Below are 18,473 nucleotides of genomic sequence, written 5' to 3'. Positions count from 1 at the left end.
CTCTCTTAATATGTGGTACTTTCCATTTAATTGGTTAATTATAGAATCAATTTAAATAAACCGAAGAGCTCAGTTGTCTCCTCGGCTACTAAAAGTATCGGTCTTTAAACAAAAGATTAATGCTCAATCAACGGAATCGTTAAGATCACGGTCGTCCCAACATTAAAGGTACTTTCAATTTTAAAGCTTCCTCCATGGTCTTCAATCATCTTTTTACATAAGGGTATCCCAATACCAGTGCCGGTTTCTTTTGTTGTAAAAAAAGGCTTTCCTAATTGTTGTAAAACTTCTTTTGGCATGCCCTTTCCGTTATCTTTAACAAATATGATGTAATGCTCATTTTCAATTAACGTTCTAATCTCGAATGTTCGATTGTTATTCGATTTTCCAAAGGCTTCAATTGAATTGCGGAGTAAGTTTAACATAATCTGTTTGATAATCGATTCATTCACATTAATAAATTGAGGCGTTTCCTTTAAATGCATAGAAAACTCTACATTATGCAATAAACATTCCGCTTTCATAATTTCTACTAATGACTTCATAATATGCATGGGCGATTGAAGCTTACGTTCCATTTTTCTTCGTGATACGGATAAAAAATCCTCGATAATAACATTCATGCGGTTTAACTCAGCTAAAATCGTATCATAATATTTCTGATATTCATTCGTTAATTGGGCTAATTGAAAAAACCCTTTGATCACTGAAAGAGGGTTCCTTAATTCATGAGCCACTCCTGCTGCAATATGGGACACAGCTTCCATTTGGTGATGGAACGTTAATAAGTTCTCAAATTGTTTTTGTAAAGAACGATCTTCTAACAAAATATAAATAGCATTCGCTTCTAGAAGTGGCAAGGCACGTAAATGAATGAGCGATTCTTTATCCTCAAAGGTCGTCAATTCTACTTTCCCTGTCTGCAGAGCTTGATTCATTAAGTCATAAATTTGCTCCATTACAAATGATTGGTCGGCTAAATGATCAAGGCGTTCATAAATTAATTCGGATTTTGTCACATCAACGATATCCAAAAACATTTGATTCCACTTCTTTATATGATATTGAGTGTCAACTTTTATAAATGGTATTCCAATTTCTTCTATATACATCAAGTTATCGGATTTGTCCATCTCCCAAATTTCATGTGGAGGGTAAGGGTATTTCTCACTTGTTGGTTCATCCACCGTTCGGTTACTGCCTTTAGGGGCAACTTGACTATACGTATGTTGATTTTCCATAAAGAGGCCTCTCCCCTTAATCTCTTCTTCCTGGATTTATAAAAATATGTCACACCTAAAAAATGTTTAAAATAAATTGTCAATTTTTTCTCATTGTGAAATATTCGAGATAACTAGAATGATATCCTTTTTTTATTCACATTTTTATTTTAACGTCATATAATGAAACATCTTGTTTTTTATAGAGGAGGATGTTTTAGCATGAATCCAATTATGCAACAGCTTATTAATCATAAGGTTAATTCATTAAGTAGCACAGAGCTTCTTCAATTATCCCAACAATATCAAATTCCTTTGAACGAGCAACAAGCCAACCAGGTTATTCAAATTATCCGTTCAGAAAAGATTAATGTTGCAAACACTGAACAAATCCATCGTATACTTAACCGTCTGCAAACCGAAATAGATCCCTATGTCGCTAATGTTGTCCAACAACTTATGCAACAATTTAATCAATACTTATAAGGCATTTTCATTCATTGAAAGTATCCACTATTGTTCACCTCCATAACAAAAGAAGTCACTGAAAAAGGGTCTACTCGTTAAAATAGGGTCCCATTTGTTAGCTTACTCCGCGGGTGTCGAGCCTCCGGGCATTCCGATCGCTCCGTTTTGACCGAAGAAAAACCTACTGAAGTCATGATGGGGTATCTAATAAATATCCTAGTGGTTTAAGATTTTTCCCAGTTGAAGGTAAAAATAAGACTTTTTCGCTGGCCTTTTCTACTGACTTCCCTTTTGTTTTTTGTTTCGCCCTTTCCGTAACAAAACACTATTAAAAAAAAGCTACTGAGAACACCCAGTAGCTTTACCCTTTTTATTGTTTATTGAAACATTTTATTTCGAAAATCTTCATCAAATTTTCCAGCACGTAACATTTCAATTTCGAATTTATAAGGGGCCTTTTTATTTTTCTTGTCCTCACCGACAAAAGGAGTTTCTAAAATTTTAGGTACATCCGTTAATTGTGGATGATGAACAATTTTGTGAAGAGCCTCAAAACCGATATGACCGAAACCAATATTTTCGTGGCGATCTTTTGCCGCTCCTTGAACATTTTTACTATCATTAATATGAAGCACTTTTAGTCGATCAATTCCAATGATTTTATCAAATTCATTTAAGACACTATCAAAATCTTCATTGATCGCATAGCCTGCATCATGAGTATGACAAGTATCAAAACAGACCGACAAACGGTCATTTCTTTTTACTCCATCAAAAATACGAGCTAATTCTTCAAAGTTACGCCCACATTCTGAACCTTTCCCTGCCATTGTCTCTAAAGCGATTTGCACAGGACCACCCTCTGTTAACACTTCATTTAAACCTTCGATAATTTTATCAATTCCTGCATCTACTCCAGCTTGAACATGTGCCCCAGGATGAAGCACGATTTGTTTTGAGCCCAATGCCTCCGTACGTTCAATTTCCGAACGAAGGAAGTTAACACCTAACTCAAATGTTTCAGGTTTGACAGAGTTACCAATATTAATAATGTACGGGGCATGTACGACAATATCGGACATTCCATGCTCCTGCATATGAGCAAAACCAGCCTCGATGTTTAATTCTTCAATTGGTTTACGTCGTGTATTTTGCGGGGCACCTGTATAGATCATAAATGTGTTTGCTCCATAGGATAACGCTTCTTCACTAGCTCCAAGTAGCATTTTTTTCCATTCATTGATACATGAGAACCTAACTTTATCGTCATCTCCATCTCCCCTTCTAGATTGCTGATTTATTTCTTTTTCTTTGAAATTCTTCTTTGACGCTGGTCTTCTTTATCCTTTTTAAAGCGAGCTTTTTTCTTATAGGCTGGTTTTACTTTTTTCGGTTTTGCTTTTGCTTTTCCGCCTGTATTGACTACCGTTTTCGTCTCTTTTCTTTTCTGAGATGTTTCCGCTTCTTGACCTTTACGCTTAGGAGCCCGTTTCCCTGGCACACCTAGTGGTGGTTTATCAAGCTTTGTCCACTCACCTTTTTTGAAATCATAATAAGTAAAGGTGATGCCTTTTCCGATTAACTTTTCAACAGCTTGTTGATCAGATAGATCATAAATCGTGTAGGCAATACCTTCTGCCCCTGCACGGCCTGTCCGACCCACACGGTGAATATAAAAATCAAGGTCGTTTGGTAATGAGTAATTAATAATATGACTGACACCTTTAATATCAATCCCTCGTGCTGCTAAATCAGTTGCGACAAGGTACTGGAATTTCAAATCATTCACTTGTCTCATCACTTGTTTACGTTCACGCGGCTGTAACCCCCCGTGCAAACGTCCTACATTGAGCCCCGCTGAAATCATCGCATTTGTAACTGCATCTGCTTCTTCCTTTGTGCTTGTGAAAACAATCGCAAAATAAGGATTAAATGATTCTGCTAATTCTGCTACAAAAGAAAGTTTGTCACGATGTCTTAATGCCACAATTCGATGTTCAATTGTCGTTGCAGTCACATGCTTTGGTTCTACTTGTACATGTCTAGGGTTGTCCATATATTTATTCAAAAATGGCTTTAACTTCTCTGGAATCGTCGCTGAGAATACAAGCATCTGTAACTTCGCTGCCATTCTTGAAGCGACTTTATCGACATCTTCAATAAAGCCCATATCAAGCATTTGATCGGCTTCATCCACGATTAAAACAGTGCCTGTATAAACATTTAAAGCATTTTCATTCATTAAATCCGCGATACGTCCTGGCGTCCCGACCACAATTTGTGGTTGCTGTTTTAAGCCGTCCATTGCCCGCTGTTTGTCTGTACCACCGACAAGTAGCTTCGCTTTAACACTCGCTGTTTCTGGAGAATGGTCTATTAATTTTTTTAATTCCTCAAAAAGCTGACTGGCAAGCTCCCTTGTAGGTGCCGTAATAATCGCTTGGACTTCATCCCTTGATTCGTCCAATCTATTTAATAATGGCAATAAAAACGCTAATGTTTTACCTGTTCCTGTTTGCGATTGTCCGATCACATCATGCCCATTATAAATCGCTGGAATTAAACGCTCCTGAATTTCTGTCGGCATTAAAATATTTTGCTCATTAAGCGATTCAATTAAATAAGGCTTTAAATCGAAGCGCTTAAAATTATTTGTTTTCATCATTTTTCCTACTTTCATCCGTTTCTTCTTTGCAATAGATTATTTTATCATACTTCACTAATAAAAAGCGAATAATCTTCCGAACAAAAAAAGTTAGGCACTAATTTCCGCGTTTTACATACAAATAATAATAAGGAAAAGTGTATTTAGTAAAATGAGGTGAATCAATTGGATAGATTTATCGGACCTCCTTTAACATCGATCCCGATTCAGTCCACTTTGCCAATGTCAGCCTTCTCGCAAATGCCCATGCATACACCGATGATGTTTCCTGGAGCAGGGATTGGTGGCCCTATGTTAGGTGGCGGAGGATTTGCACAAGGGATGGCTGGAATGTCAAGTGCAGGAGCCGGGCGAGCAGGAGGAGGATTGTTAGCAAGACTATTTGGATTTGGTGGTGGAACAAAAGCAGCAAGTGGAGGCTTAGCGAGTGGGCTTGGAAAGGCGGCTGGAAGTTCAATTAAATTTTCTACTATACTTGATAATTCTCAACGTGTTCTAGGGCTAACCCAACAAGTGATGCCTATGGTCCGTCAATACGGCCCGATCATTCGAAACCTTCCAGCGATGTGGAGAATTATGCGCTCTAGTGACAGTGAATTAGCCGCTTTCGCTAACCAAGTAGCAGGACCAACAGTCGACCTTTCATCGCTAATGAACGAGAACCTGACAACCCCAACAACAACTGAAGGTTACATCGAAAACAATACCTTAACAGAAACCGTTGCCCCTTTGCCCTCACAGTTGTTAGCCACACCTTCTCAAGAAACAAATGTAAATACTGAAGCTACAAAACCTAGATTTAGCAACACAACAAAGGAAGGAATTCCATTACCTAAATTATATGTTTAAGAAAAGTAATACTTTTTAGTTGACACATAAGCCTTCAGGTAGTAAAATTTTTAATTTGTATTTTTTTGTGCTATAATAAAAATATTACAGGAATTGGAGGAATGCCTATGTTTAAAGTCGGTGATCACGTTGTTTATCCTTATCATGGTGCTGGTACAATTGAGGACATTGAAGAAAAGAATGTATTAGGTGAAACTCACTCTTATTATATTCTCCACTTCCCTCTTGTGGACGTAAAGCTCATGCTACCTGAGAACCGGATTGAACAGTCTGGTTTACGTAAAGTCATCGCCCAACAGGAACTAGATCATTTGGTTGAGGCTTTACAAAACGGACCTGAAAATCCACTATCAACAAGCCATTTCTCTCGAGATACAGAGAATTTATTAAAAAGCGGCAGTATTATAGATGCAGCTCATTTAATTTCTTCTCTCTCCAAAAAACAAACCGAACGCTCGAACGGACTTCATATTCAAGATCGAAATCATTTACAAAAAGCCAAACAAATGATTGCAAGCGAACTTGTATTAATGAATGATATGACCGAGGAACAGGCGTATGAGTTTATTGATCAATCTCTTTTAGAAGAGGGCTCTGCATAATTTTTTAAATTTTTATGCAATTCCCTATCATACAAAATAGGCATTTCGATTGTCACAGCGAACAATCTCTATTATAATATAGGACGAAACAGACAAATCCTGTTCCTTCATTTTACTTAGGGACAGGAGCTCTCATTTTTAGGAGGCATGTCATGAATGTAGTAAAAATTTCACCCCGTGGCTATTGTTATGGGGTCGTTGATGCGATGGTGCTCGCTCGTCAAGCAGCCCAAAATCTAGATTTACCACGTCCAATTTATATTTTAGGGATGATCGTTCACAATCAGCACGTTACAGATGCTTTTGAAAACGATGGAATTTATTCTTTAGACGGTCCAAATCGTCTAGAGATTTTACAACAAGTTGATAAAGGTACAGTAATTTTTACGGCTCATGGAGTTTCTCCAGAAGTTCGTAAACTAGCTCAAGAAAAAGGGTTAACCGTTGTTGATGCCACATGCCCTGATGTCACACGAACGCATGATTTAATTCGTGAGAAAACAGGTGAAGGCTATCATGTCATTTATGTCGGAAAAAAAGGGCATCCTGAGCCAGAAGGAGCCATTGGAGTTGCTCCACATTCTGTTCATTTAGTCGAATCATTAGAGGATGTAGATGAATTAGAACTTGATTCAGAAAAAATTATTATTACGAACCAAACAACAATGAGTCAATGGGATGTTTCAGATATTATGAATAAAACAATGAAACGTTTCCCACACGCACAGATCCACAATGAAATTTGCTTGGCCACTCAAGTTAGGCAAGAAGCTGTTGCGGAACAAGCAAAAGAATGTGATCTTGTCATTGTTGTAGGTGATCCAAAAAGTAATAACTCAAATCGACTCGCCCAAGTTTCCGAACAAATTGCCGGTACAACAGCTTACCGAATCGGTGATATTACCGAGTTAAAGTTAGAATGGTTTGAAGGTGTTGAAACAGTCGGTGTAACATCTGGAGCATCAACACCAACACCTATCACAAGAGAAGTAATTAAATTTTTAGAAGGCTATGATACAACAAACAAAGACACTTGGAAGACAGAAGGTCAAGTTAAACTTGAAAAAATCTTACCAAAAGTCCGCGTAAAAAAATAATATTGGCCTTTCAAAAAACCTGTTCTTGCACAAATGCATTAGCAGGTTTTTTGTTGAGAAGAAATTTCAAAGGTGCCATGCTGTTCGTTTGATTGTTCGGTTCTTATTTGGTTATGTTTGGAATTATTTGTACTGTAATTTGAGCCAATCCGGGGGTTCATTACTTATTAATCGTTTTTCGCACCCTAATTTCCCTCTATTCCAACTTTCATTACCTATTCACGCTTATTTACACCTTAATACCATCCAACTCTTTTTTTCATTACTTATCAAACTTTATTCGCACCATAATTTCTCTCTTTTCCACTTTCATTACCTATTCACGCTTATTCGTACCCTAATCCCATCCAATCCAATTTTTCATTACTTATCAAACATCATCCGCATCTCAATCCTGCTCTATTCCCAATTTCATTTCGAATATCAACTTATCTGTTCGCTCTCTACACATATAACGAAAACAAAAAAACTTAAAGCAAGTCCTCTGCCTCGACTCACTTTAAGTATTTTTCCTTTATGACATCTCTCCACTTCATCACACAAACTGAAACGGATCCGTATGTACTTTTGAGCATATCACTTCGGTTTGAACATTTTGTTCCGTTAAAAACTTTGTAAAAAATTCATACACGCCATTAATCATTACTTTTTCGACATTGTGACCCGGGTCGACGATTTTCAAACCTTCCATCATCACATCGTGAGCCATATGGTAATAAACATCCCCAGTAACAATGACGTCAGCTCCCTTAAATAAGGCTGTTTGTAAATATTTGTTTCCATCACCACCGAGTACGGCCACTTTACGAACCGTCCCTGTTAAATCACCTACGACTCGGGCCCCTTTGACACCAAAAGCTCCCTTAACAAATTCGGCAAAATTAGCTAATGTCATCTCCTGCTCAAGTTTACCAATTCGACCTAACCCTAACACCTCTCCTTTATTGTTTAACGAATATAGGTCAAAGGCAGGCTCTTCATAAGGATGAGCTTTCATAATCGCTCGTACAACACGACTTTGTAAGCTTGCTGGCATAATCGATTCTACCTTCACTTCTGGAACCTCTTCTAGCTCGTTTACTTTGCCGATATAAGGGCTTGTTCCTTCTTCAGGTTTAAAGGTACCAACACCCTTAGAATTGAAGGTACAGTGACTATAACCCCCGATATGACCTGCCCCTGCGTTTGCCATTGCCTCACGGACTTGCGTTGCATGTGATTCAGGTACAAACACCACGACCTTAACTAGCTCGGTTGATTGTGTCGGTGCGAGCACTTCCGTTTCCGTGAGCCTTAATGCGTTGGCCATCATATCGTTTACTCCGCCTTTAGCAATATCTAGGTTGGTATGAGCAGCATAAATCGTTATATCATGCTTAATCGCTTTTTCAACAATCCGACCATGGGCAGTGTTCACATCGATCTTTTTTAACGGACGAAATAATAGTGGATGATGAGCGAAAATAAAATCCACATTTTGCTCAATCGCTTCATCGATGACATTTTCTAAAACATCAAGTGTCACCATCACTTTTTGGATTCGTTTATTTAACGTCCCAATCATTAAACCATTTTTATCACCTTCAACCGCTATCGACTTCGGTGCCCATTCTTCAAAAAATTGCACCAAATGTGAGGCATGAATATAATCACTCATGATAAAGCCTCCTTTGTCATTAATATTTTTTGCTTTAATTCTTTTTTTCTGCTTTCATTACTTTCCGTCTCTTTAGCCACTTCTAACCGTTCTAATATTTGCTGCCAATGTTTGAGCTCATACTGCCATTTCTTTTTAAATGTAGCAGAGCACTGCTTCATTAAAAACGGACCTAATAATAATTTGGCTTCTGTTTGTTCCTTATATAAAAGGTGATCCGTACCTTTTTCGGCGATGAGAACTTCATAAATTTTCTCATCCTCTTCTAAAATCGCTTCATCGACTAACACCCAACCATTTTCACTAAGCCATTCTCTAATAAAAATCGCCCCAATATTCGGTTGTAAAATTAATCGCTCAACTTCCCCTAACTTATCCTTACCTTGCTCTAAAATCGTCTGAATCAACGCCCCACCCATTCCTGCAATTGATATGGCACTGATTTGGTCACCTGCTTGAATGACATCAAGTCCATCACCTTTACGAACTTCAATACGGCCGGTTAATCCTGAGCGTTTCACTTGCATCACAGCACTTTGGTACGGTCCTTCATTCACTTCCCCAGCTATAGCTGTTAATGTATCATCATTTAATGCTAAATAAGTGGGTAGATACGCATGATCCGAACCAATATCTGCTAATTTTGCCCCTTTAGGTACAAAATCAGCTACCTTTAATAATCTTTTTGATAAATGTCTTTCGTTCATTTTTTCACCTTTTATTTTATATTTGACTCTTGTTTTATCTTATCTAGATGTTTACGATCTTGCAAGAAAATCTCCAGACAAAAAGAAAAAGCGAGAGTTATCTGACTCTCGCTCGTTTCATTATTCATTTAAAGATAATAAGTATTGAGCAATCGCATCTGCTTCAACTTCATCCAATGGCATAGCTGGCATCGAACCTTGTCCATTTAAAATAACATGAACAATCTCATCCTCAGATAAATCAAGATTTGTTAAGTCTGGACCACCTGCACCTGTAAGGTCGCCACCGTGACAAGCAATACAGCTTTGTTGAGCCATCTCTTCTCCTGCTGCAACTGGATCCTCAAACTCTGTTACTTCTTCTGCACCGTTTCCTTCTTCGTCCTCTTGCATCGCTTCACGTTGATTTAAACCAACAAACGAAAGTGCTGTAATTAATAATAAGCCGACAATCGCAATAACGGCGAATGGAATTAGAGGTCTTCCTTTCATTTTCTAACCCTCCTTTGTCAATAAACATCATTTCAAAAATTTGACATCATATGTAGATTGCCAAGAAATACCCCTCTTATTGTACTTGAAAACTGTAACCATGAAAAGGGATTCGTGATCTTTTGCTTTTTTTGTCACTCTTTTTACTAAATTTTAAAGAAAATCATTCTTATCTTAAAGTATACCCGAAAAAACAGCAATCATTTATGAATTAAAAAGGAAGCCGCAAACAAAAACAGTTAAAAAAGGGAGGCCACTGGATAACCGGCTACTCGTTAAAACATGGTTACATTAGTTAGCTATACTCCGCCAGCACAATACCCGCAGCAATCACGGGTGAACCGGGTATTGTGCTGGCTCCGTTTTTGTTAATGAAAAGGCATTTTGAAACCATTACCGGCCATCTTACCAAGAGAACTAATGACCTTTGATTTTCTCCCAAAAGGTGAGGTGGAGACTTTTTCAGTGACTTCCAAAAAGAGACGGTCACTTCAAGCAAATGACTCTTTTTTATCACTTAAAAATAAAAAAACTGTTTGAAAATGACAGAAAAATATCTGATCAATTTGCATTAGCTATAAAAGATCAGTAAAATAAATGGAAAGAACATTTAATCGAATGGAATCTTCCATCATTAGAAAAGATTACCATACACATAAAACTAAAAAAGCGGTCTACTTCACCATTAGAAGTAAACCACCTATTCACCAGCCTATAAGGTATGGTTCTCACTTTTACTCTAAGAAATCTTTTAATCGTTTGCTACGACTTGGATGACGTAACTTTCTTAACGCTTTTGCTTCAATTTGACGAATACGTTCACGAGTAACACCAAAGACCTTACCTACTTCTTCAAGTGTCCGAGTACGACCATCATCTAAACCGAAACGAAGACGTAGAACATTTTCTTCACGATCTGTTAAAGTGTCTAAAACATCTTCAAGCTGTTCTTTTAATAATTCATAGGCAGCCGCATCAGATGGAGCTAATGCATCTTGGTCTTCAATAAAATCGCCTAAATGAGAATCATCTTCTTCACCAATTGGCGTTTCGAGAGATACAGGTTCTTGGGCGATTTTTAGAATCTCACGGACCTTTTCAGGTGTCAATTCCATTTCTTCTGCCACTTCTTCAGGTGTTGGCTCACGACCAAAATCTTGAAGTAATTGGCGTTGAACACGGATTAACTTATTAATCGTCTCAACCATATGAACGGGAATACGAATCGTACGAGCTTGGTCAGCAATCGCACGAGTAATCGCTTGACGAATCCACCAAGTGGCATACGTACTAAACTTAAATCCTTTATCATAGTCGAACTTTTCAACCGCTTTGATTAAACCCATATTCCCCTCTTGAATGAGATCAAGGAATAACATCCCACGACCAACATAACGTTTTGCGATCGAAACAACAAGTCGTAAGTTCGCTTCTGCTAGACGTCTTTTGGCTTCTTCATCACCTTGTTCAATTCGTTTAGCGAGTTCAATTTCTTCATCAGCTGATAAAAGAGGAACACGACCAATTTCTTTTAAATACATACGAACAGGATCGTTGATTTTGATTCCTGGAGGTACACTTAAGTCATTTAAATCAAATTCTTCTTCCTCTTTCGTTACTTGCTGAACTGATGGGCCTTCTTCACCTTCATTTATGATTTCAACACCTTGTTCTCCAAGGTATTCATAAAACTCATCCATCTGATCCGAGTCTTGATCAAAGCTAGCTAACTTATCTGTAATCTCGACATATGTGAGAGTACCTCTTTTTTTACCTAGCTCTACCAATTGTTCTTTCACCTGATCGATCGACAACTCACCTTCCGTTAATGGGCGTAGTGGTTTCTCTGCCATTCGATCCCCTCCTTCCAATGTTCAAAACGATACTAACGATTAAGATGATTGTAGTTCTTTTTTCATCTTAATTAATTCCATTTGTAGCTGGGCGAACACGATTGGATCCTGTTCACGTTTTAATTCTAATTGTTTTTTATGAATCTCTACCCATTTTGGATAGTTTTCAATCTGTTTAATATAATCATCAATGACTTGCGGGGAACATTCTTCCTCTACGGCTTGCATCGCAATTTCCGACGCTAGCCTTTTAATCGCTTCGTCATTAATTCTTTGTACAAAAGAACCTGGGTCTGGTTCATTTCCTTCTCCGTAAAACGCGTACAAATACGCAGCAATCGCATGGTGTTCATCGACATTAAATTGACCACCAATTCGCTCTTGAACTTTTTCAGCAATTTCAACATTCCGGATCATATGAGAGAGTAAAAATCGCTCTGCATTATGATAAGCAGGTAATAGCTTTTTTTGTTCAAAGCTTTTTTTCCCTTCATTCTTTTTCGGAATGGGGTCTGCTGATTTTTGATACGTTGATTGATTTTTTTTCTCACGATAAATTCGAAATTGCTCTTGTTTTAACGCATCTAACGATAAAGAAAATTCATCGGCTAATTGCCTTACATAATGATCGCGTTCAATTGCACGAGGCAAGGTGGAAACTTCTTTCAAAACGTCTTCAATATACTGAATTCGTTCATTTTCATCATTCATGTTCCGACCTTTTCGTAAAAAACGCATCTTAAATGCCATTACTGTTAAGCTTGCCCCTATTACATCATTTTTAAAGCGCTCAGCTCCAAATTTCTTGATGAAGTCATCGGGGTCTAACCCTTCAGGCATCACGGCTACTTTGACAATACAACCCGCATTCTCCAAAATGGTAGCTGCTCTAAAAGCCGCATCAATTCCTGCTCGGTCTGAGTCATAACAAATCGTAACCGTTTCTGCATTTCGCCTTATTCGCCTAGCTTGTTCGTCGGTTAAAGCTGTGCCAAGAGTTGCGATGGCATGATGAATCCCTGCTCCCCAAGCAGCGATAACATCAACAGCCCCCTCAAAAAGAAGTGCGGAGTTGGCCTTACGAATGGAACTTCTCGCCAAATGAAAAGCATATAAGGTTTGCCCTTTTTGAAATATGGGGGTCTCTGAACTATTTAAATATTTGGGGTTTTCATCGCCTAAACTTCTAGCGTTAAACCCAACTGTTTTTCCTTGTGAATTCCAAATAGGGAACATTAATCGGTTCCTAAACCGATCATAATATTCGCCATCGGATTCACGCCTACCTAACAAACCAGCTTTGACCATTTGAGTTAGCGTATAATTTCTCTTTTTAAAGATGGTCACTAATGTATCCCATCGGTCTGGGACAACACCAATTTGAAAGTGTTCAATCTGTTCTTTCGTAAAACCCCTTTGTTTTGCGTACTCTAAACCTATTTTCCCTTCTTCTGTTAAGGTCAAAATATGATGATATAATTTTGCGGCTAATTCGTGCCCTTGAATCATTTCATCCTGTGGTTTTGATGTTTGTTCATTAGTGGTCACCACTTGTTCTGGCAAATCAATATGTGTACGTTTCGCTAAATGCTGAACTGTTTCAATAAATGTGAAATTTTCATGATTCATCAAAAATGAAAAAACATTTCCACTAGCTCCACAGCCAAAACAATAGTATAACTGTTTATCAGGTGAGACAGAAAAAGAAGGCGTTTTTTCCCCATGAAACGGGCATAACCCAGTATACTGCTTTCCTTGCTTTTTCAATTGAACATAATCACTAATGACTTCTACTATATCTGCTGTCTGTCTGATTTGTTCGACAGTCTCTTCAGGAATTCGACCATTCATAACAGTGATCACCAATTCATTATAATCGTTATTAAGTCTTAATATTTTTCGAGCTTTTTTCTTATATTCCTGCTAATTTTTTATGATTTTTTCAAGGTTTTCTAAGAAAAATTGTCGATCCTTCTTTGTAAAGGCTTTTGGTCCCTTAGTTCTCCCTCCCATTCGTCGTTCTTTTTGTGAGAGAAAACGAAAATCCAAAAGTTGTTGAATTGTCTCCTCTTGAAAAAGATACCCTTTAGGCGAAAGGACCAATGTCCCTTTGGCTAAAAGTAATGATGCCAATGCATGGTCTTGTGTAACGCAAATATCACCTTTTTTCACTTGATTCATAACATATAAATCAACCGCTTCTTTATCAGAATCAACCGTGACCTGATCCACAAATGCTGGCAATGTTAATTCATGAGCATAAGAGGAGACAAATGTAGTTGGCACCTTATATTGAGCGGCTAAAAACAAGACTTCTTCCTTTACAGGACAAGAATCAGCATCCACATAAATCGTTCTTTTTTCTTTATCCATAGTAAATTAATTCAACATTCCCTTCCAATATCCTGCTTTTTACGAAAAGAATTTAGTTGATAATTGTCGAAAAAATAGGTCTTGTCAATTGATCAAGAATACGTTCTACCATTTCCTTGGTTACCTTTACTATCATTGCCAAAAACATAAGAAAAAACCTTGACTTTTTAAATTTATTTGTTCTTTTAAAAAATATTCCTTAGAAATCATATTAAATAGCAAGCAACACAATTCTTTATTATACGTAAAAATGGTTCATTTGACCAGTAAAACCTCTTATTCTTTCTTTTGCCCTTTAAAATCAAAGTAACACCATATGTTTATTACCTTTTTTGAAACATATTGTAAATTTGATTAGCTGTTTCTTCTACTGCTTTATTCGAAACATCAATTACTGGACAGCCAATTCGTTCCATAATCTCTTGGGCATAGACCAACTCTTCTTTTATCCGATTAATGTTCGCATACGTCGCTTCTGTTTGTAAACCTAATGCTTTTAAGCGCTCGGCTCGTATATCGATTAATTTCTCTGGACTAATGGTCAGCCCGATGCATTTTTTAGCCGATACTTTAAATAATTCATCAGGGGGCTTGACTTCTGGTACGAGTGGGACATTGGCGACTTTTAAACGTTTATGAGCTAAATATTGAGACAATGGTGTTTTTGACGTTCTCGAAACACCTACTAGTACGATATCTGCTCGCACCACCCCTCTTGCATCACGCCCATCATCATATTTAACGGCAAATTCAATTGCCTCTACTTTCCTAAAATAATCTTCATCAAGTCGATAAATGAGGCCTGGTTCATATCTCGGTTTAACTTGAACAAGATTTCCAATTTGGGTTAACATCGGACCTATTATATCAACTGTTTCCACCCCAACTTGTTTAGCTTGTTCCATTAAAAATTGTTTCATCTCTGGAACAACCAAAGTAAAGGCAATCAAGGCATTGGCATTAGCGGCAAGTCTGACAATCTCTTCGATCGTTTGTTTATCTTCAACATAAGGTACTCTTCTTAACTCTAGCCCCGCATCACGAAATTGACTAGCGGCAGCTTTTACGACTAATTCAGCCGTTTCTCCTACTGAATCCGAAACGATATAAACGACTGAGCGCTGCTTCTGAATCTCCTCCAATGTCATCACCCTTTATATCATAAATTTTGACTATACCTTTTATTACTTAAGGCAAGTAATGAACAGTAAGAATTCTCCTACTGTTCATCTTTCTATTCCCTTATTTGATTAACTAAAAACAATCGCCTGAAAATCAGCAAATGAATAAATGACATTCGCAAAAGCCTTCATTTGTGAAAGACGGTTTTGTTTAATCTCTTCATTTTCATCCATCACCATAATATGATCAAAGTATTGATCAATGACTTCAGTTGTATGAGCTAACGCATGAAAGGCTGACTCATAATCTTTCCCTTCGGTTGCTTCGGCGACTTGCTCTTGTACCCTCATATAGGTTTGATACAGGTTCTCTTCCTCTTCTTTTTGGAATAAACTTGTATTAATTCTCACATCTCCCGTTTGCTTTTTCGAGATATTCGTCACACGGCTTAGCGCTTCTATTACTTGTTTAAATTGAGGTTGTTCAACTTGTTGCATTAAAACATTCGCTTTTGCAACCGTCGTCGATACTTCAGTGAAACCATTGGCAATAACTGCATCAATCACATCATATCGAATCGATTTTTCTTGGAGCATATGTTTTACTCTTAAACGGAAGAATGATAATAAATCAGATTTTATATCCGATTTATCTCGTTTTAATAACTGACGCTCTTCATTAAGATTAAGGCTGACATCGATTAATGTTTCTAATGACAATGATAAGTCATTATCTAAAAGCATTTGAACAATACCTGTCGCTTGACGGCGTAGGGCATACGGATCTTGTGAACCTGATGGAATAAGGCCGATAGCAAAACAAGTCGTAATCGTATCGATTTTCTCCGCTACACTAACGACCACACCGACTAGTGACGATGGACTGTTATCACCAGCAAAACGCGGCATATAGTGTTCGTTAATCGCTTCGGCTACTTCTTTATCTTCACCTGCTAGCTCCGCATATACTTGCCCCATCTTCCCTTGTAATTCTGTAAATTCATAAACCATTTGTGTCACTAAATCAAACTTAGCAATCTCAGCAACTCGGTTTGCTTTTTTCTTTTGTTCTGTACTTAAAACCAATTGATCCGAGAGCTCATTTGTTAAATACTGAACCCTTCTCACTTTATCTGCAATCGATCCAAGTTCTTCATGGTAAACGATGTTTTCAAGCTTGGCAACGGCATCGTCAATTTTTAGCTTCTGATCCTCTTCATAAAAGAATGCCGCATCCGATAGGCGAGCTCTTAATACTTTTTCATTCCCACGTGCGACATTATTTAAATGTTCCGCATTCCCATTACGTACAGTAACAAAATAAGGTAGTAGCTCTCCTTCACTGTTTTCAACTGGAAAATAACGTTGATGCTCTCTCATTGACGTTATGAGCACATCCTTAGGAATCTCTAAAAATTCGTCATCAAACTTCCCAAATAAAGCAGTAGGATATTCGACTAGATTATTCACTTCTTCCAATAAATCCTCATCAATGGGAATTACCCAATTTTGTTCACGACTTAACACTTGAATTTGTGAAATAATCATTTCTTTTCTTTTTTGTGGCTCTACGACTACATTTTGTTCACTTAGTGTCGCCACATAATGAGCAGGTGCAGCTATCGATACTTCTTTTCCTAAAAAACGATGACCTTTAGAAATCGTTCCTGTTGAGATTCCTTCAATTGAAAATGGAATCACCTTTTCTCCGTACAAAGCGATTAACCATTGAATTGGCCTTGCGTAACGGAGCTGATATGAGTTCCAACGCATATTTTTAGGGAAATGAATGGATAAGATCAGCTCTTTTGCTGCTTCTAAAAGTTCAACCGTTTCTTTCCCAGCTGTAAAGGTGTTCGCATATACATACTCAACGCCTTTTAATTCTTTAAAAAACAGGTCCTCGACACTAACGCCTTGCCCACGTGCAAACCCTTGGGCCGCCTTTGACCAATTTCCTTCATTATCTAAAGCGATTTTTTTCGCTGGACCTTTTGCTTCGCTCGTAATATCCGGCTGTTTATCAGCAAGTCCTGTAACTAAAACCGCCAGTCTTCTAGGAGTTGAGAAGGCCTCAATAGATTGATACTCAAGCTTTTGTTCGTTTAACCAGCTACTCATTTTTTGCTCAAGCTGATTCATTGCATCTGTAATAAAACGAGCTGGTAATTCCTCTAATCCGATTTCTAATAAAAAATCATGAGCACTCATTATTCTGCCTCCTCCTTTTTCAACATAGGGAATCCTAATCTTTCTCTTTCATCATAATAAAGTTTCGCTGCCAAACGAGCTAACTGTCTAACCCGTCCAATATAGCCTGTACGCTCCGTAACAGAGATCGCTCCTCTGGCATCCAGCAAATTAAATGTGTGCGAACATTTCAAAATATAATCATAAGCAGGAAAGACAAGATTTTCATCTAAAGCTCGTTTCGCTTCTCCTTCGTAAGTGTTAAATAAACCAAACAGCATCTCTGTATCAGAAACTTCAAATGTATATTTAGAGTGTTCGTACTCTGGCTGTTTAAAAATATCACCATACGTAAATCCTTCTACCCATTCAAGGTCAAAAACATTTTCTTTATCTTGAATATAAGAAGCTAAGCGCTCTAAACCATAAGTAATTTCTGCTGACACAGGGTTCGCTTCAATACCACCTACTTGTTGGAAATACGTAAATTGAGTAATTTCCATCCCATCTAACCAAACTTCCCAACCAAGCCCGGCACAGCCTAATGTCGGGTTCTCCCAATTATCTTCAACAAAACGGATATCGTGTTCCAATGGATTAATCCCTAAAGCCCGTAAACTATCTAAATAAAGTTCTTGAATATTAATAGGAGATGGTTTCATAATCACCTGAAATTGATGATGTTGATATAAACGGTTTGGGTTCTCACCATAACGACCATCTGCCGGTCTTCTTGATGGCTCTACATAAGCAACATTCCACGGTTCTGGACCAATCGTACGTAGTAAAGTAAATGGGCTCATCGTACCTGCCCCTTTTTCTGTATCGTATGCTTGCATAATCATACAATTTTGTTTAGACCAAAATTCTTGCAAAGTCAAAATCATCGTTTGCACATTCATCTCTAATACCTCCATCACTTGTTCCATTTTTTGATATAAATTGAGTTTATTTGAAAGCAGCAAAGACAAAAAAGAAACTCTCGTCCCTATGCTGTCTTCCAGCATAGGGACGAGAGTTTCCCGCGGTTCCACCCTACTTATTTGTAAGTAATGATTCCCTTCCTTACAAATCACTTTTTTCCGTTCTGCTCCAGAGTGCCTTCGTTATAGGTAAATGCCCTAGCTTACACTATCCTAGGTTCGCTTTCATTCAGCTCTATAAGTACTATTCTCCTTC

At 37.8% G+C, this 18,473-nt stretch carries 15 protein-coding genes and 1 pseudogene; 4 read left to right on the top strand and 12 right to left on the bottom strand.

What is annotated here, in order from left to right; translation table 11 throughout:
* Positions 1–116 precede the first annotated feature (116 nt).
* On the bottom strand, positions 117–1,241 hold the full coding sequence (locus tag AA0017_RS05925; protein WP_413380157.1) for a two-component system sensor histidine kinase NtrB: 1,125 nt from the start codon (positions 1,239–1,241) through the stop codon (positions 117–119).
* Positions 1,242–1,442: 201 nt separating this feature from the next.
* On the opposite strand from AA0017_RS05925, the gene AA0017_RS05920 reads away from it, so the two are divergent.
* Complete coding sequence (locus tag AA0017_RS05920; protein ID WP_413380156.1) at positions 1,443–1,706, top strand: DUF2624 family protein; 264 nt, start codon at positions 1,443–1,445, stop codon at positions 1,704–1,706.
* A gap of 359 nt (positions 1,707–2,065) precedes the next feature.
* Here AA0017_RS05920 and AA0017_RS05915 read toward each other — a convergent pair.
* Positions 2,066–2,958: pseudogene (locus tag AA0017_RS05915) on the bottom strand (deoxyribonuclease IV).
* Positions 2,959–2,985: 27 nt separating this feature from the next.
* Positions 2,986–4,350, bottom strand: a complete 1,365-nt coding sequence (locus tag AA0017_RS05910; protein ID WP_413380155.1) for a DEAD/DEAH box helicase — start codon at positions 4,348–4,350, stop codon at positions 2,986–2,988.
* Between the two features lie 168 nt (positions 4,351–4,518).
* Between AA0017_RS05910 and vrrA the strand changes: the two genes are divergently transcribed.
* From vrrA to AA0017_RS05895, 3 genes are all read left to right on the top strand, one after another.
* On the top strand, positions 4,519–5,202 hold the full coding sequence (vrrA, locus tag AA0017_RS05905; protein WP_413380154.1) for a VrrA/YqfQ family protein: 684 nt from the start codon (positions 4,519–4,521) through the stop codon (positions 5,200–5,202).
* A 107-nt stretch (positions 5,203–5,309) separates the two neighbouring features.
* On the top strand, positions 5,310–5,804 hold the full coding sequence (locus tag AA0017_RS05900; RefSeq protein WP_413380153.1) for a CarD family transcriptional regulator: 495 nt from the start codon (positions 5,310–5,312) through the stop codon (positions 5,802–5,804).
* A gap of 152 nt (positions 5,805–5,956) precedes the next feature.
* A complete protein-coding gene (locus AA0017_RS05895; RefSeq protein ID WP_413380152.1) occupies positions 5,957–6,901 on the top strand; it encodes a 4-hydroxy-3-methylbut-2-enyl diphosphate reductase in 945 nt (314 codons plus the stop codon).
* A 535-nt stretch (positions 6,902–7,436) separates the two neighbouring features.
* Here AA0017_RS05895 and AA0017_RS05890 read toward each other — a convergent pair.
* The 9 genes from AA0017_RS05890 to glyQ form a co-directional block, all read right to left on the bottom strand.
* Positions 7,437–8,558: a Nif3-like dinuclear metal center hexameric protein gene (locus AA0017_RS05890; RefSeq protein ID WP_413380151.1), complete on the bottom strand. Its 1,122-nt coding sequence runs from the start codon at positions 8,556–8,558 to the stop codon at positions 7,437–7,439.
* Complete coding sequence (locus AA0017_RS05885; protein WP_413380150.1) at positions 8,555–9,265, bottom strand: tRNA (adenine(22)-N(1))-methyltransferase; 711 nt, start codon at positions 9,263–9,265, stop codon at positions 8,555–8,557. Before AA0017_RS05885 ends, AA0017_RS05890 begins: the two co-directional genes overlap by 4 nt.
* 120 nt (positions 9,266–9,385) lie before the next feature.
* A complete protein-coding gene (cccA, locus tag AA0017_RS05880) occupies positions 9,386–9,757 on the bottom strand; it encodes a cytochrome c550 (RefSeq protein ID WP_413380149.1) in 372 nt (123 codons plus the stop codon).
* 734 nt (positions 9,758–10,491) lie between these two features.
* Positions 10,492–11,610, bottom strand: coding sequence for an RNA polymerase sigma factor RpoD (gene rpoD / locus AA0017_RS05875; RefSeq protein ID WP_413380148.1), 1,119 nt, complete (start codon positions 11,608–11,610; stop codon positions 10,492–10,494).
* A 39-nt stretch (positions 11,611–11,649) separates the two neighbouring features.
* Positions 11,650–13,461, bottom strand: a complete 1,812-nt coding sequence (gene dnaG / locus AA0017_RS05870; RefSeq protein WP_413380147.1) for a DNA primase — start codon at positions 13,459–13,461, stop codon at positions 11,650–11,652.
* A gap of 72 nt (positions 13,462–13,533) precedes the next feature.
* Positions 13,534–13,983 (bottom strand): YaiI/YqxD family protein, encoded by a 450-nt coding sequence (locus AA0017_RS05865; RefSeq protein WP_413380146.1) that lies wholly within the window; start codon positions 13,981–13,983, stop codon positions 13,534–13,536.
* Positions 13,984–14,306: 323 nt separating this feature from the next.
* The gene (locus AA0017_RS05860; RefSeq protein WP_413380145.1) at positions 14,307–15,125 is read right to left on the bottom strand and encodes a pyruvate, water dikinase regulatory protein; all 819 of its coding nucleotides are present in this window, start codon (positions 15,123–15,125) and stop codon (positions 14,307–14,309) included.
* A gap of 108 nt (positions 15,126–15,233) precedes the next feature.
* A complete protein-coding gene (glyS, locus tag AA0017_RS05855) occupies positions 15,234–17,315 on the bottom strand; it encodes a glycine--tRNA ligase subunit beta (RefSeq protein ID WP_413380144.1) in 2,082 nt (693 codons plus the stop codon).
* On the bottom strand, positions 17,315–18,196 hold the full coding sequence (gene glyQ, locus AA0017_RS05850; protein WP_413380143.1) for a glycine--tRNA ligase subunit alpha: 882 nt from the start codon (positions 18,194–18,196) through the stop codon (positions 17,315–17,317). The genes glyS and glyQ overlap by 1 nt, the downstream gene beginning before the upstream one ends.
* Positions 18,197–18,473 lie beyond the last annotated feature (277 nt).

Source organism: Alkalihalobacillus phoenicis (assembly GCF_047302405.1).
Lineage (GTDB): Bacteria > Bacillota > Bacilli > Bacillales > Bacillaceae_D > Alkalihalobacillus.
This window is presented reverse-complemented; position numbering and strand designations above follow the sequence as displayed.

Coding starts and splice junctions, on each gene's coding strand:
- AA0017_RS05895 (WP_413380152.1), top strand. CDS start 5,957: ATGAATGTAGTAAAAATTTCACCCCGTGGCTATTGTTATGGGGTCGTT.
- AA0017_RS05890 (WP_413380151.1), bottom strand. CDS start 8,558: ATGAGTGATTATATTCATGCCTCACATTTGGTGCAATTTTTTGAAGAA.
- glyQ (WP_413380143.1), bottom strand. CDS start 18,196: ATGAATGTGCAAACGATGATTTTGACTTTGCAAGAATTTTGGTCTAAA.
- AA0017_RS05865 (WP_413380146.1), bottom strand. CDS start 13,983: ATGGATAAAGAAAAAAGAACGATTTATGTGGATGCTGATTCTTGTCCT.
- AA0017_RS05900 (WP_413380153.1), top strand. CDS start 5,310: ATGTTTAAAGTCGGTGATCACGTTGTTTATCCTTATCATGGTGCTGGT.
- AA0017_RS05925 (WP_413380157.1), bottom strand. CDS start 1,241: ATGGAAAATCAACATACGTATAGTCAAGTTGCCCCTAAAGGCAGTAAC.
- AA0017_RS05920 (WP_413380156.1), top strand. CDS start 1,443: ATGAATCCAATTATGCAACAGCTTATTAATCATAAGGTTAATTCATTA.
- AA0017_RS05910 (WP_413380155.1), bottom strand. CDS start 4,350: ATGAAAACAAATAATTTTAAGCGCTTCGATTTAAAGCCTTATTTAATT.
- AA0017_RS05885 (WP_413380150.1), bottom strand. CDS start 9,265: ATGAACGAAAGACATTTATCAAAAAGATTATTAAAGGTAGCTGATTTT.
- cccA (WP_413380149.1), bottom strand. CDS start 9,757: ATGAAAGGAAGACCTCTAATTCCATTCGCCGTTATTGCGATTGTCGGC.
- dnaG (WP_413380147.1), bottom strand. CDS start 13,461: ATGAATGGTCGAATTCCTGAAGAGACTGTCGAACAAATCAGACAGACA.
- glyS (WP_413380144.1), bottom strand. CDS start 17,315: ATGAGTGCTCATGATTTTTTATTAGAAATCGGATTAGAGGAATTACCA.
- rpoD (WP_413380148.1), bottom strand. CDS start 11,610: ATGGCAGAGAAACCACTACGCCCATTAACGGAAGGTGAGTTGTCGATC.